Origin of the sequence: Nocardia sp. NPDC051981, assembly GCF_040680715.1 — a bacterium.
GTDB lineage: Bacteria > Actinomycetota > Actinomycetes > Mycobacteriales > Mycobacteriaceae > Nocardia.
This window is the reverse complement of sequence record NZ_JBFAXK010000033.1, coordinates 15,905-30,292: the sequence shown is the minus strand read 5'-3', so window position 1 is coordinate 30,292 and position 14,388 is coordinate 15,905. Positions and strand designations below refer to the sequence as shown.

Here is a 14,388-nt window from a genome sequence, read left to right as displayed (position 1 = left end):
CACGCTGGCGCGGCCCGCCGCGGTCCGGTCTTCAGCGATGGACCCTGCGTTCCATGAAGCGCTGGACCTGGTCGCGGTGGACGGCGGACCAGGCTTGGACCCGGACCGCCCACCACGGGGCGACGTCGCGGGGTTTGGCGGTGACGGCGTGCGTGACGAGGTCGGAGGCTTCGTCGACGGTCAGGCCGGGCATCCGGCCGAAGTCGGTGGGGGCGCTCATTCTGGTGTGCACCAGTGGCATGTAGACCGAGGTGGTGGTGACGCCGTCACCGGCGATTTCGGCGGCGACGCTGCGCAGCCAGACGTCGAAGGCCGCCTTCGAGGCACCGTAGGCCGACCAGCGCGGACTCGGCGGCATGAGCACACCCCAGGTGGAGACGTTCACGATGTGCCCCCGCCCACGTGCACGCATATCGGGCAGCAGAGTCAGCAGCAGCCGCACCGGGCCGAGATAGTTGATGTCGATGGTGCGGGTGAAATCGTGGAAGCGGTCGTAGGACTCGGCGATGGGACGTCGAATCGACTTGCCCGCGTTGCTGATCACCACATCGATGTGTCCGTACTCGGCCAGCAGCGTCCGGCCGAGCCGGTCGACGGCATCCGTGTCGGTCAGGTCGGCCGGGTAGGCGTGGGCCACGCCGCCGGCGGCTGTGATGTCGGCGGCCAGCCGTTCCAATTCGGACCGGGAACGCGCCACCAGCAGCACCACCGCCCCCGCCACGGCCAGCTTCCGCGCACTGGCCTTGCCGATACCGTGCGAGGCCCCGGTCACCAGCACCACCTTGCCGGCGACGGCCTCCCGTAAGGACTCCGCGGTGGGCCGGAATGTCGGGTACAGCAGCCGGATCGCCACTCGCTCGGCGAGCGACCGCCGACGGTGTGCGACCGGAGTCTCGTCCACAGTTCTCGACTGTATCGCTGGACTATTCCACTACCCGCCGGAACGAATGATCTGTTCGATATTGCGCTCGGCCAGCGCGCTGATCGTCAACGCGGGGTTCACCGTTCCGGTGCTACCGGGCACCGCCGCCCCGTCCATCACATAGAGGTTCCGGTAGCCACGCACCCGGCCGTACGCGTCCGTCGCGCGTCCGATCACTGCGCCGCCCAGCGGATGGGCGGTGAACGACGCATCCGCATCCAGGCCCGAAAGAGTAAAAGCCCGACCGTTACCGATCATGGTGTCGTTGACTTCGCGCGCTCGCGCCAGATAACCGGCGGCGCCGCCGGTCGGCCACAGCAGGTCCACGCGCCCGTCGGCCGGATCGCAGACGAACCGGCCGCGGGTGTCGTCGAGCACGATGCCCAGCGATCCGAGCAGGCCGATGTCGAAAGGCGTCGTGCCGGGAATGAACCAGCTCTCCAGCGTCACGGGTGCGCCCGCCTCGTCCAGAATCCGGCTCGCTGACGGCGCACCCTGCGTGCCCACATCGAGCACGGTGAGCGGCCGGGCCAGGGCGACGTCGCCGTTGCTGCCCCAGCCCTCGCCGATGTACTCGTTCAGGTTCGGCAGCGCGCCGGTCGCCCGCGCGCGCACCAACAGCTCGGAGGTGCCGAGGGAGCCCGCGGCCAGGAACAGCATGTCGCAGGTCAGCGTCCGGGTGCGGAGCACCTCGCCGGTCGGGGCGAGTTTGGTCACGGCGACGGCATAGCGGCCCGGCGCTCCCGGTTCCTCGGCGATGGTGTCCACGCGATGGCCCGGATAGATCCGGGCGCGGCCGGTGTCCTCGGCACCGAGCAGATAGTTCTGGTTCAGATCGAACTTCGCGCCATTGGAATTGCCGAGGTCCGAACAGCCCACCGTCGCCGACGCCTTCGATCGCCCGGCCAGCTCGTCGCGGATGACGTCCCACCTCCAGATGCCGTCGATGGGCTGCGGCGTGTATCCGGCCGCGCGGACCTGTTCGTCCCAGGCGCGGGAGTGCACGAACGCGGAAGAGTTGTAGATGTCGTCCGGTATCTGGCTGAGCCGCAACATCTTTCGGACCCTGGGGTAGTAGACGTCATGCATCTCGCGATAGTCGACCACGCCGCGGAATACGTGTTCGAAGAACCGTTGCTCCGGCTCGATCATCACCCCGGTGAACACGACCGAGCCACCGCCGACACACGCGGCGCGCCACACGTCGATGCCCGGGTAGTTGCAGACATCGAGGACCCCGCCGAACGGATCGAAAGCCAGCGGGATCCTGTTCACTCCGGTGAAGGTGGTGCGATGCCAGAAGCCGCGGCCATCCGGAACCGTGTCGACGGTGAAGATGTTGCGCCACGGATCATTCGGCCAGCGCGATCCGCGCTCGAGTACTGCGACGTCCATCCCGGACTGCGCCAGGCGCAGCGCGGTGACCGACGCCCCGAACCCTGATCCGACGACGATCGCCCGTACATGATCGGCGGGATCCGGCAGGGGTTCGAAGATCTCCGGCACCAGCGTGCGATATTCCGGCGTCTTCGGGCTCTGGTCGAAATCGTCGGCCCGTGCGACGGATATGGCCGCGCCTACGCTCGCAAAGCCCAGGGTCGCCGCAGCCGCGCCGACGCCCTGTATGAACCTGCGCCTGTCCATGGCGGGCCCCTCGCCTGATCCGAACGTCACTCCATCACCCTCGAGCAGCTGCGACAGCCCATAGCGAATCACTATCATAGGGAGCGGGTCAGAGGTGAGAGGTGACGATGTTGACTCGCACATGGACTCGGTGGCTGCTCATGCACGGCTTCCTGCGGACCTACCTCCGGTGGTCGGCGCGTCGTGGTGAGCCGCTGGGGAATCTCGCCCTCCACCCGGACAGCTTGCTCGGCTCATCGCCGTATATCGAGGACATCCGGCGGCAGGGCCGGATTCCCCGGATGTCGGGGGTGCACATCACCGCGGATTACGAAATCTGCCGACTCGTCCTCCGAGACCGGCGCTTCGGCGTGGTCTCGCCCAATCATCCAGCCCTGCCGAAGCCGATCCGCTGGATGCTGGCCAAGACGGATCCGGGACTACCCAACCTCGGAGAACCGCCCTCGATGCTGGTGACCGATCCGCCGGATCACACCCGGTACCGGCGCATGGTCGGGCACGCATTCGGCCCGAAGGCGATCGCGGCCCTGGAGGAGCGAGTTGCCGAAGTGGCCGATGACCTGATCGACCGCCTGGATTCGAATCCTCGACCCGATCTGATCAGCGATTTTTCCGCGCAGATGCCGGTCACGATCATCGCCGAGATTCTCGGGCTGCCGCAGGACATGCATTCGACCCTGCTGAAATGGGGAGACTCGGGTGCGCCGCTGCTCGAACGAGGCCTGGACTGGACCACCTATCGCGACGCCGTCAAAGACCTGGCCGAGATCAAACAGTACTTCGACCAGCACCTCGATCGGCTCACCGCCGAGCCGCGCGATGACGTGCTCAGCATGCTGGTGGCGAATGACGAACTCACCCGCCGTGAGCAGATGGCCAATGCGGCCCTGCTCCTGGATGCCGGATTCTTGACGACGGTGAACATGCTCGGCAACGGAATCGCCCTGCTGACAAGCCATCCGGACCAGCTGGAACTGCTGGCCGCAAGGCCGGAGCTGTGGCCGAACACGGTCGAGGAAATCCTGCGCTACGACGGTCCCGTGCGGATGACCGGCCGGGTCGCGAACTGTGACGTCGATATCGATAATCAGCACATCAGATCGGGTTCCCTGGTCCTGCTGTCATTGGCCGGAGCCAACCACGATCCCACGGTCTTCCCCGCCCCCGCGCAATTCGATGTGACCAGGGACAACGCCGCGGAGCATCTCGCGTTCAGCAGCGGGATACACGGCTGTCTGGGAGCCCGGCTCGCCCGGCTGGAAGGCGCCATCGCGCTGCGAGCCCTTTTCGAGCGGTACCCGGATCTGCGCCTGGACGGTCCACCGATCCCGCATCCCCTGCGAAACCTGCACGCCTACCGCTCCATGCCCGCCAAGGTATCTGCCGACTAACAGAGCCCCCTCCAGCGGGAATGTGGCCCGGGGGGGTGAAGGTGGTCTCCACCTTGCCCGGAAGATTCTTTCCAAGTAGTGCGACAAATGCCAGCAAATCTGTCGCACCTGGTACACGAATCAAATCCCGGGAGTTCACGAATGCAGTCCACCTTCGTCGCGCACATTCGCGAGCAGGCCGCTACCTATGGCGACACTCGGCTCTACACGTACCTGCGCGAGCAGGGCCGCGAATTGATCGAGCAGTCGGCGAGCTATCGCGAACTCGACCGCGATGCCCGGGCGATGGCGGTCTGGACACGCGAGAGAAGTTCTCGGCGTTGGCCTTTTTGCCTGCGTCGCTGAGGATTTCGGTGACCCGATCGGGCCTTCCAGGCTGGATGAACGAACCCTGGATCGCCTGGCAGCTCGGAGGGGTCTCGGTGGGGTTGGTGCCGGCCGATCTGTCCTGCACGCATGCCCTGAAGCCGGAGAGGATCTGGGCCTGCGCTGTTCGGGCCGGCCGCGGTGAATTCGGTGCGGACCTGGGGTGCGACCACGTCGACGCCGCGGCCGGAACCACTGTCGAGTTGGGCGAAGAAGACCACGCCGGCGAATACGACCCCGAGTGCGATGCCGAGTTGCTGAGCGGTGTTCAGCAGACCGGACGCCGAACCGGCATCGTCCTTGGGGACCTCGGCCAGCACGAAATCGATGGTCGGCGAGCCGACCAGGCCGAAGCCGAGGCCCGAAATGGCCAGCGGCGCAACCATTTCCCACGAGGCGATCGCGGGACCATAGTGCCACGCAGGCCCACACGCCGGTGAAGCCCGCGGCATTGAGCAGTGCTCCCGCCATCAGCACTCGCCGCCCGTACCGGGGTACGAGCACACATCCACGGAGATGCCTGCCGCCGCAGCAGCGCCGAAGGTCAGACCGGCCCGCAGCGGCGACCAGCCGAGGCCGACTTGCATGTAGAGCGTCCAGACGAGGAAGAAGCCGCACCGAGCGCGATCCAGAAGATCAGCCAGAGCGCACTGCCCCCCGCGACGAGGACCACGGCAAGCGCGATCCACCGTCTGCGGTCCGGCGGCGTGCTGGGTGCGGAGTGGTCGCGGTCGGGCGAATCCGCATCGTCACGGTTGTGTTGTATGGCGGCACACCTGCCGTCCGGTCGGGCTTGCGGCATCGCCACGTGGGTTGTTTCCGTACGGTGGCGAGACTCATCAGGGACGGGTCGAAATGCCCCACCGGCCCCTCGCCCGCGGGCACGGCACGCCCGAGGGATGCCAGGTAGTCGACCAAGCCGGTAGCGGCACCGCTCCAGCCGTGAGGCCGGAACCATTGCACCGCTTGGGTTTTGCCTTCGTTGTAGATGAGGCCGGCCCACTGCGCGCCGCGACCCTGGTCGTAGCTGTCCGGATCGGTGGACGGAGTGGTCATAGCCGCATACACGCCGGAATCGATCGTGGCCATCTCCTCGATACCCAGCCAACTACCGGGGGCCGAGAGCGAGTTCAGGGTTTCGAACAACTGATTCTGGGCGTCGGGAGTGAGGTAGATGACCAGACCCTCGACAAGCCACGCCGTCGGAATCGACGCGTCGAAACCGTTCTCACGCAACGCACTTGCCCAATCATCGCGAAGATCGACCGCGACTGCGTGCCGCTCGGCGGTGGCCCGCGCGCCGGCATCGGCGAGCACGTCGCGTTTGAAATCGAGCACCTGCGAACGGTCGAGTTCGTAGACGACCGTGCCATCCGGCCACGCCAGCCGATACGCACGCGAGTCGAGCCCGGCCGCGACGATGACGACCTGACGCACACCGGCGTCCGCGGCCGAGCGCAAATAGTCATCGAAATACCGGGTCTGTGCCGCCTGGAAATCCTGAAACAACGGCCCGAAACCGGGAGCACGCAGAGGATGATTCTTCGTCTGCTCTACATCCGCGGCGAACAACGCGGCCCACTCATCGCCGGCAGCGCGACAGAACACCTCCGCGAACTGATCGACAGCCAACGCCTGCGGATGCCGAGCCGCCAAGCCACGGGCCGCCGCGACGAACAGCGCGGTAGCGCCGACACTCGTCTTGATGTCCCAGGAATCGTTGTCATTACGCATAATCATCACCTTTCTCCGGCCAATACCGGGCTGATCTTTCGGTCGTCAAGCGCAATGCGGATCGCGCACGGAGAAGAGACAGACAAAACCTGACTGCTGGATATGCACCTCGGCGAAACGCGCGTTCAACTCGTGCGAGATGGACTCGATGCTGTCGCCCCTATTGCCGAACACCTTTTCTCGATTCAGGTAACGCATCAATGCACGCGACCAGGGGGTATGCTCGGCACTTTCGCCCAGAATAGTACTTCCGAATACCCGGGCACCTGGCGCGAGATGAGGTATCACGTGGTCGAAGACCACCGATTTTTGCCGGACCGAACCGGGCAAGCAGTGCAAGAGAAAGTTCATCCCGACAGAATCGAACTGTGCGGCAGGATAGAGTCCCAGTGGTTCGAAAACGTTGCTCTGACAGATGGCGGGGCGATAGCGCTCGATGCGTCTCGCGGCGGTGTCGAGCACCACATCATTCAGATCCAGCAATGTAATCGACGGATTCGGCGGGAGTTTACATTTGTCCAGAAACCATCCCGTTCCCGGGCCGATGTCGAGATGGCGACCGGCAATATTGGCGTCATAGTGCGCCAACATTCTTGTGCGTGGGCATCGCCAGATCCAGCGACTGACCGTCCCTAATACCATCCGATCGTACACGGCCAACTCTGACCGATTATAGTGCTCGGCGCCGGCGCGAATGCGTGCAGCAGTCGGTGCCGAGATGTCTTTTTCAGATGTGCTCGATGCGACTTTCGAAATGCGCATGATGATCATTTCTCCGACCGTGTCGGGTTGATGTTTCGGTAATGATGTTTCGGTGGCGATGGGGCAGCCCGGCCAGATCTACCAGGCCGTCTCGCGGGCTGCGGCGGTCGTGACCGCCACGATGGTGAACTTCAATGACCTTGCGGCGGTGAAACATTCACGCATCGGACCGACGAGCGTGCGGTGTTCCGGCGTGGCTTCCCAGTCGTAGAAGTCCTGGAGGTCTTGCCACTCGCTCGTGATCAGCCATTGCTCGGGCTCGGTCGCCGATTGGCAGACCTGGTCGGCGATCCGATTCTCGCCTGCCACAACGGTTTTCCAGTGTTCGCTCGCCGAGTTTCCGCTTCGAGGCGACGACACCGATCCCCGTGATCACTGCGCGGCGGTTCATCGCGCTCTCCGCGCGGCCGCGGCGCCACCGGTAGACGCTTCCGTGTCCACGTGGCCGAGTTCGGGTCGCGGGGCCAGCGGTCCGAGATGAAAGACGATGCTCGCGGTCTCGGTCCCGGTATTGCGCACCCGATGCCGGACACCGATCGGCACGAACAGTACCTGTCCCGTCGCCAGCGATCACTGCTCATCGTCGAGGTCGACAGTCAGGTCTCCCTACGTCATAGTCAAAATTCCTCTCGATGAGTGATGCGACCATGGTGGCTTCGGGGCCTTTTCGGTGTGGCGGTCAGGCGAGCGGCGGCGCGACGACGAGATGTCCTTCGACCTTTTCTTTGATGAGCCGCGTCTGGATCACGCTGTTGGTGTTGATGCGATCGGTCATGCCGGCGTCGTCGATCGGCGCCCCCGGTCGCATGTGAAAGTCCTGGACCCAGGTCATCCGCGTGCCTGATCCGGACTCGGCATAACTCCAATGGATCCGTATGTACTCGAACGGCCCGGTCTCCACCCGATGCGCGTCCACGGTCCGATTCACCCGATCAACGGTCCGCTCACTGACCCAGCTCCACACCTGCCCCGCCTCGTCCGGACGCATCGTCAGCCGGAAACGAACCGTGTCACCGTCCTCCGCGAGAACATCGACCGTGGCATACTCCGAGAACAAATTCGGCCAGGACCGAACATCATTGGTCGAATCCCACACCACCTCGAGCGGCGCATCGATCAGGATCGAATTCTCTGTATGACCCGACATCGCGCAACCTCCTCGATGAAAGCGAACTCGTCGACGAACCGAACCACGTCACCACCGGTCATCCCCAGCAGCCCAGCAGGCAACCTGACATCGAAGTCACGCTCCACAACACTCTGAAGCCAACGAATCCACACCGATCTCCTCGAGAGTCAGCGCGTCCGCCCTCTCCAACTCCTCAGGACCGATGCCGACCCCGACATGCTCGTCCAAGATCGCGCGCAACGTCTCGATGGTGAATACATCCGACATTTACTTCTCTTCCTTCCCTCGTGTAGTGAAACCCGAAGCCGATCGGTTCGGGATCTCCAACCTCGGACCGGATTCCGGTGTCCAGCTGTAGAACATGCGAGCCCGCGCATCCTCCGGCGATTGCCAGTTCGGGAGGCATGGGAAACGAACTCACGCAACCGAGCACTCACCCGGGCGAACTCCGGATGCCGCGCAGCCCTGCCAATAGCGGCACCACCGGGCTCCTCGGTCTCCACCAAGTGCACATACAGATCGTCCAAAGCCCACAGCTCACGCCGGGTCACACCCGCAATCCCCGGCAGATCCGTCAACGAATCAGATTCCGTGAAGATCTCGCCAACGTTGGAAATAGCATCCGGACGCACGTGAGCCACGATCAGCGAACGATGTGGTTGAAATACCATCGGCCTTCTCCTACTTGAGATTCGGTGGGGAACAGGGAACCCGATATCTGTCTTTTTCGGGTACACCGAACCTACGAGTTGAGACCGGTCGGTATCCATCACCCTCGAGGCCCTCCGACTCGTCCCCAGGGTGAAGACAATCAACACCTGAGGTGACGTCCGGCGGTGGGACACTTTTTGATGACTCTCTCGGTGCCGTTGCGCGCCACGCCGTCGAAGCGGTGTTAACAATGAATGCCGACGACGCGATTCGCCGACACGAGAATGGACGGAGAAATGATCCAGCGGATTGCCATAGTCAATAGGGGCGAACCAGCAGTGCGTCTGATCCGGGCTGTCCGCGAGCTCAATGCCGAGTACGACCACGGGATCCGTACCATCGCCCTGCACACCCATGCCGAGCGGCGTGCGCTGTTCGTTCGCCAGGCTGACGAGACCGTCACCCTGCGGCGCAACGGCGCCACCAACCCCTACCTCGATCACGCCGAGCTCGAGCGCGCGTTGATCGAGGCCGCGGCCGACGCGGTCTGGGTGGGCTGGGGTTTCGTAGCCGAGGACCCGGCGTTCGCCGATCTCGTCAGCAAGCTCGGCATCACCTTCATCGGTCCGTCCTCGCACGCCATGCGCCTGCTCGGCGACAAGATCGAGGCCAAACTGCTGGCCGAGAAGGTCGGGGTCCCCATCGCGCCCTGGTCCGGTGGCCCGGTCGAGACCGGCGCCGACGCCCGCCGGCACGCGCACGCCATCGGCTATCCGCTGATCGTCAAGGCCCGCTCGGGCGGCGGCGGGCGCGGCATCCGCAAGGTGTACGCCGAGGACGAACTGGATCTCGCGCTCGAGCGCACCCAGCTGGAGGCCGAACGTTCCTTCGGCGACCCCGTCGTGTTCCTGGAACGTCTGGTCACCGGCGCCCGCCACATCGAGGTCCAGGTGATCGCGGACAGCCACGGCACGGTGTGGGCGCCCGGCGTGCGGGACTGTTCCATCCAGCGCAAGAACCAGAAGGTGATCGAGGAATCCTCGTCTCCGGTGGTGACCAAGGACGAGGCCGATCACCTGCGCAAGGTGTCCGCCGACCTGGTGAAGGCGGCCGGCTACTGCGGCGCCGCCACCGTCGAATACCTCTACCAGCCCGACGAGCGGCGCTTCACCTTCCTCGAGGTGAACACCCGCCTCCAGGTCGAGCACCCGATCACCGAGGCCACCACCGGCCTGGACCTGGTCAAGCTGCAGATCCACGTGGCGTCCGGTGGCGCGCTCGACGGCGACTGCCCGTCGGAGTTCGGCCACGCGATCGAGGCCCGGCTCAATGCCGAGGACGCCGACAACGGTTTTGCTCCGGCACCCGGAAGGCTGCAACTGCTCAGGTTCCCGCTGGGCTCGGGCCTGCGGGTGGACACCGGCATCGCCGAGGGCGATGTGATTCCGCCGGACTATGACTCGATGGTGGCCAAGGTGATCGCATGGGGCCGCGACCGCGACGAGGCGCTCGCCCGGCTGCGCACCGGGCTGCGCGAGACCACGGTCGTCGTCGAGGGTGGCACCACCACCAAGTCGTTCCTGCTGGACCTGCTGAGCCGCCCCGAGTTGATCTCCGGCGAGGCCGACACCGGCTGGCTGGATCGCACCGGCGCCGGCACCGCGGACGGCCCGACCGCCGTCGCCGATGTCGCGCTGCTGGCCGCCGCCATCGACACCTACGACACCGAGGAAGCGCACGAGCGTGCCGCCTTCCTCTCCTCCGCACGCGGCGGCCGCCCACGGGCCAGGCACGCCATCGGGCGGACGGTGGAACTGTCCTATCGCAACCAGCCCTACACGCTGGTGGTCGGCCAGGTGGGCCCGCGGCGCTACCAGGTGAGCGGCGATTCCGGTGATCTGGAGGTGGTCGTCGATCGGCTGAGCGCCTTCGAGAGCCGCTACGCGATCGCTCACCGCCGCCACCACGTCGTCTCGGTGGCCGGGCCGACCGGCTACCTGGTCGAGGTGGATGGCGTCGGCCATCAGATCAGTCAGGACGAGGCCGGCATCGTGCGGGCGCCCGCGCCCGCCGTCGTGGTCGCGGTTCCGGTCGCCGTCGGCGACGAGATCGAGGCCGGCGCCACCTTGGTGGTGCTGGAATCGATGAAGATGGAGACCGCGGTCCGCGCCCCCGGTCCGGGCCGGGTCCGCGAACTCAACGCCGTGGTGAACTCGCAGGTGGATGCCGGTGCGCCGCTACTGCGGGTGGACGCCATCGATACCGGTGACGCCGTGGGGGGCGTCGCCGAGAGCCGCCGCGTGGAGTTCGCGCCGCTCGAGCAGATCCGCGGCGACGCCCGCTCCGAGGCCTTCGCGCGCCTGGACGCTCTGAGCACCCTGCTCACGGGTTACGACGTCAGTGCCGCCCGGGCCCGCACGCTGCTCGAGGAGTACAACGAGCTGCGCAACGAGCTGTCCGGGGACGACCCGGAGCTGACCCGGGCCGAACTGGCGATCCTGACCACCTTCGCCGACGTCTGCGAGCTGTCCCGCAACCGCCCGACCATTGGCGAGAGCGAGGTGGCCGACCCCGTGCACAGCCCGCGCGAGCACTTCCACTCGTTCCTGCAGTCACTCGACGTGGATGTGCAGGGATTGCCGGAGTCCTTCCGCGCCAGGCTTTCTCGCGCGTTGGGACACTACGATGTGACCTCGCTCGACCGCACGCCCGAACTGGAGGAGGCGGTCTATCGCCTGTTCCTGGCCCTGCAACGGATGGACAACCAGGTACCGGTGATCGCCGGGGAACTCGAGCGCTGGCTGGCCAATGCCGACGAACGCACCGCGGAGGTGCCCGAGCTCAGGGAGGTGCTCGACCGTCTCATCCTGGCCACGCAGTTGCGTTACCCGCTGATCGGCGACGTGGCACGTACTCTGCGCTTCCGGGTATTCGACGAGCCGCTGATCCGCGCGGCCCGCGAGGATGTGTACGACAAGGTGCGCGGTAGCCTCGCCTACCTGGCCCGGCGGCCCGGCGCCTCCTTCTACGCGCGGCGCGTCGCGGCCATGGTCGACGCCCCGGAACCGCTGACCGGCCTACTGGGGCAATACATCTCGGATCCGAACCCACTGCTCGAGGTGATCACCCGGCAGTACTACCGGATCCACGACCTCGACGACGTGATGGCCTTCGACCGCTCGGGCCGGCACCTGGTGACCGGCACGTTCGAGCTGGCAGGGGAGCGGCTGCACCTGGTCTCCACGGTGGCCGAACATGCCGACCTGGCGGCCACGCTCGACGTCGTGGCCGACGTGGCGGGGCCGAACGTTCCGAATCTGGTTGTCGACGTGTACATTTCGTGGCCCGATGCACCGACCGACGGGGACGAGCTGTCGGCGGCGCTGCGCACCGAACTGGAAGCGCATCCGCAATCGGGCACCTGGCGGCGTATCTCGGTGGCGGTCCTGGACGGCGACACCGCCGACGTCCGGCACGTCACCTTCCGGCGCACGGAATCCGGACTCTCCGAAGACCTCATCATCCGCGACATGCATCCGCTCACCGGCCAGCGCTTGGACCTGTGGCGGTTGAAGAACTTCAACGGCACCCGTCTGCCCGCACCGTCCGGCATCTATCTGTATCACTCTGTCGCCAAGCACAATCCGGCCGACGAGCGGTTCATCGCACTCGCCGAGGTACGCGACTTCTCCGCCCAGCGGGACGAGAACGGCGAGATCGTGACCGTACCGGCGATCGAGCGCAAGATCGCGGCGTGCCTCGACGGCATCCGCCGCGCGCAGACGCAGCGTGAGCCGAAGCGGCTGGACCACAACCGGATTGCGCTGTTCGTCTGGCCGGTGATGGAGATCCCGGCCGACCGCATCGAGGTGATCGCGCACACCATCGCGCCACTGACCCTCGGCGCCGACCTGGAGGAGATCACCGTCATCGGCCGCCTCTCGACGGGCCCGGACGACACGATTCGCGATGTGGCGCTGCGCTTCTCGTATCATTCGAGCGACGAGATCAGTTTCGCGATCACCGAGCCGCCCACCGATCCGCTGCGCCCCCTCGACGAGTACGCCCAGCGGGTGCAGCGTGCCAGGGCTCGCGGCACCGTCTATCCGTACGAACTGATTCCGCTGCTGACCCGCGGTCGCGGCAGCTTCACCGAGCTCGACCTCGACTCGTCCGGAACGCTGGTGCCGGTGGACCGCCCGTACGGCCGCAATACGGCCGGCGTGATCGTGGGGCAGGTGACCACGATCACCGACCGTTATCCCGAGGGCATGACCCGTATCGCCCTGTTCGGCGACCCGACCAAGGCGCTGGGAACCGTCGCCGGGAACGAATGCGCACGCGTGGTCGCGGCGATCGATCTCGCGGAAAGCCTCGGTGTGCCGGTGGAATGGTTCGCGCTGTCCTCCGGTGCCACCATCTCGATGGACAGCGGCACCGAGAACATGGACTGGGTGTCGCGCGCGCTGCGCCGGATCATCACCTTCACCCAGGGCGGCGGCGAGATCAACATCATCGTCGCGGGCATCAATGTGGGCGCCCAGCCGTATTGGAACGCCGAGGCGACCATGCTGGCGCATACCAAGGGCATTCTGGTGATGACTCCGGACAGCGCGATGGTGCTCACCGGCAAGCAGTCGCTGGACTACTCCGGTGGTGTCTCGGCCGAGGACAACTTCGGCATCGGCGGCTACGACCGGGTGATGGGCCCGAACGGCGAGGCGCAGTACTGGGCGCCGAACCTGACCGCCGCCTGCGACATCCTGTTCGCGCACTACGAGCACGCGTATGTCGCTCCGGGCGAACGTTTCCCGCGTCGGGCGGTCACCACCGATCCGGTCGACCGCGATGTGCGCAGCTACCCGCACGTGCACCGCTCCAGCGACTTCAGCGTCGTCGGCGACATCTTCTCCGACGAGCGAAACCCGGAGCGTAAGAAGCCGTTCGATATCCGCACGGTGATGCGGTCGGTGGTCGACCAGGACCACACGGTGCTGGAGCGGTGGGCGGACATGGCCGGCGCTGACACCTCGGTGGTGTTCGACGCCCATCTGGCCGGATACCCGGTGACCGTGGTGGGCTTCGAATCTCGCACGATCCAGCGCAAGGGCTGGGTCCCGGCCGACGGCCCGGACACCTGGACCTCGGGAACCCTGTTCCCGCAGTCGTCGAAGAAGACGGCCCGCGCGATCAACGCCGCCAGCGGCAACCGGCCCGTGGTGATTCTGGCGAATCTCTCCGGTTTCGACGGCTCACCCGAATCACTGCGCAACATCCAACTGGAATACGGCGCCGAAATCGGCCGCGCGATAGTGAATTTCGACGGCCCGATCGTGTTCTGCGTGATCTCGCGCTACCACGGCGGAGCGTTCGTGGTCTTCTCCGCCGCACTCAACGACAATTTGGAGGTGCTCGCGGTCGAAGGCTCGTTCGCCTCCGTGATCGGCGGCGCACCCGCGGCGGCGGTCGTGTTCTCCCGCGAGGTGAACAACCGCACCGCGGCGGACCCGGAACTGCGCGAGCTCGAGGCCCGGATCGCCGCCGACGGCGCCGAAAGGGCCCGGCTGCGAGTCGAACTGGCCGCCCGGCAGGCCGCGGTGCGGTCGGACAAGCTGGGCGAGGTCGCCGCCGAGTTCGAGGCGATCCACACTATCGCCCGCGCCCGCGAGGTCGGTTCGGTGCATTCGATCATCCCCGCCGCCGCGCTCCGCCCGCAGATCGTCGCGGCCATCGAGCGCGGCATGGCAGGCGCAGTGGCCTCCTAGCGTCCCGCGCCGGGAGTTGTCATG

The 14,388-nt window shown here is 66.0% G+C and carries 10 protein-coding genes and 2 pseudogenes; 4 read left to right on the top strand and 8 right to left on the bottom strand.

Annotated elements, in window-relative coordinates:
• Nucleotides 1–31: 31 nt before the first annotated feature.
• Nucleotides 32–901 carry an SDR family NAD(P)-dependent oxidoreductase gene (locus AB0L60_RS36875; protein ID WP_364624087.1) on the bottom strand — a complete coding sequence of 290 codons (870 nt, stop codon included), beginning with the start codon at nt 899–901 and terminating at the stop codon, nt 32–34.
• A 30-nt stretch (nt 902–931) separates the two neighbouring features.
• Complete coding sequence (locus AB0L60_RS36870) at nt 932–2,566, bottom strand: GMC oxidoreductase (RefSeq protein ID WP_364624085.1); 1,635 nt, start codon at nt 2,564–2,566, stop codon at nt 932–934.
• A 107-nt stretch (nt 2,567–2,673) separates the two neighbouring features.
• Between AB0L60_RS36870 and AB0L60_RS36865 the strand changes: the two genes are divergently transcribed.
• From AB0L60_RS36865 to AB0L60_RS36855, 3 genes are all read left to right on the top strand, one after another.
• Nucleotides 2,674–3,957, top strand: a complete 1,284-nt coding sequence (locus AB0L60_RS36865) for a cytochrome P450 (RefSeq protein WP_364624082.1) — start codon at nt 2,674–2,676, stop codon at nt 3,955–3,957.
• 141 nt (nt 3,958–4,098) lie between these two features.
• Nucleotides 4,099–4,302 (top strand): hypothetical protein, encoded by a 204-nt coding sequence (locus AB0L60_RS36860; protein ID WP_364624080.1) that lies wholly within the window; start codon nt 4,099–4,101, stop codon nt 4,300–4,302.
• Nucleotides 4,303–4,310: 8 nt separating this feature from the next.
• Nucleotides 4,311–4,763, top strand: a complete 453-nt coding sequence (locus tag AB0L60_RS36855; protein ID WP_364624078.1) for a hypothetical protein — start codon at nt 4,311–4,313, stop codon at nt 4,761–4,763.
• Between the two features lie 430 nt (nt 4,764–5,193).
• Here AB0L60_RS36855 and AB0L60_RS36850 read toward each other — a convergent pair.
• The 6 genes and pseudogenes from AB0L60_RS36850 to AB0L60_RS36825 form a co-directional block, all read right to left on the bottom strand.
• A pseudogene (locus AB0L60_RS36850) lies at nt 5,194–6,057 on the bottom strand (SAM-dependent methyltransferase); the annotation flags it as partial.
• A 45-nt stretch (nt 6,058–6,102) separates the two neighbouring features.
• A complete protein-coding gene (locus tag AB0L60_RS36845) occupies nt 6,103–6,828 on the bottom strand; it encodes a methyltransferase (RefSeq protein WP_364624076.1) in 726 nt (241 codons plus the stop codon).
• Nucleotides 6,829–6,897: 69 nt separating this feature from the next.
• Nucleotides 6,898–7,128, bottom strand: a complete 231-nt coding sequence (locus AB0L60_RS36840) for an antibiotic biosynthesis monooxygenase (RefSeq protein WP_364624074.1) — start codon at nt 7,126–7,128, stop codon at nt 6,898–6,900.
• Between the two features lie 370 nt (nt 7,129–7,498).
• Nucleotides 7,499–7,966 (bottom strand): SRPBCC family protein, encoded by a 468-nt coding sequence (locus AB0L60_RS36835; protein ID WP_364624072.1) that lies wholly within the window; start codon nt 7,964–7,966, stop codon nt 7,499–7,501.
• Between the two features lie 96 nt (nt 7,967–8,062).
• A complete protein-coding gene (locus AB0L60_RS36830) occupies nt 8,063–8,215 on the bottom strand; it encodes a hypothetical protein (protein WP_364624169.1) in 153 nt (50 codons plus the stop codon).
• Nucleotides 8,216–8,364: 149 nt separating this feature from the next.
• Nucleotides 8,365–8,619: pseudogene (locus AB0L60_RS36825) on the bottom strand (TcmI family type II polyketide cyclase); the annotation flags it as partial.
• Between the two features lie 276 nt (nt 8,620–8,895).
• Here AB0L60_RS36825 and AB0L60_RS36820 point away from each other — a divergent pair.
• Nucleotides 8,896–14,364, top strand: coding sequence for a biotin carboxylase N-terminal domain-containing protein (locus tag AB0L60_RS36820; protein WP_364624070.1), 5,469 nt, complete (start codon nt 8,896–8,898; stop codon nt 14,362–14,364).
• Nucleotides 14,365–14,388: the final 24 nt, after the last annotated feature.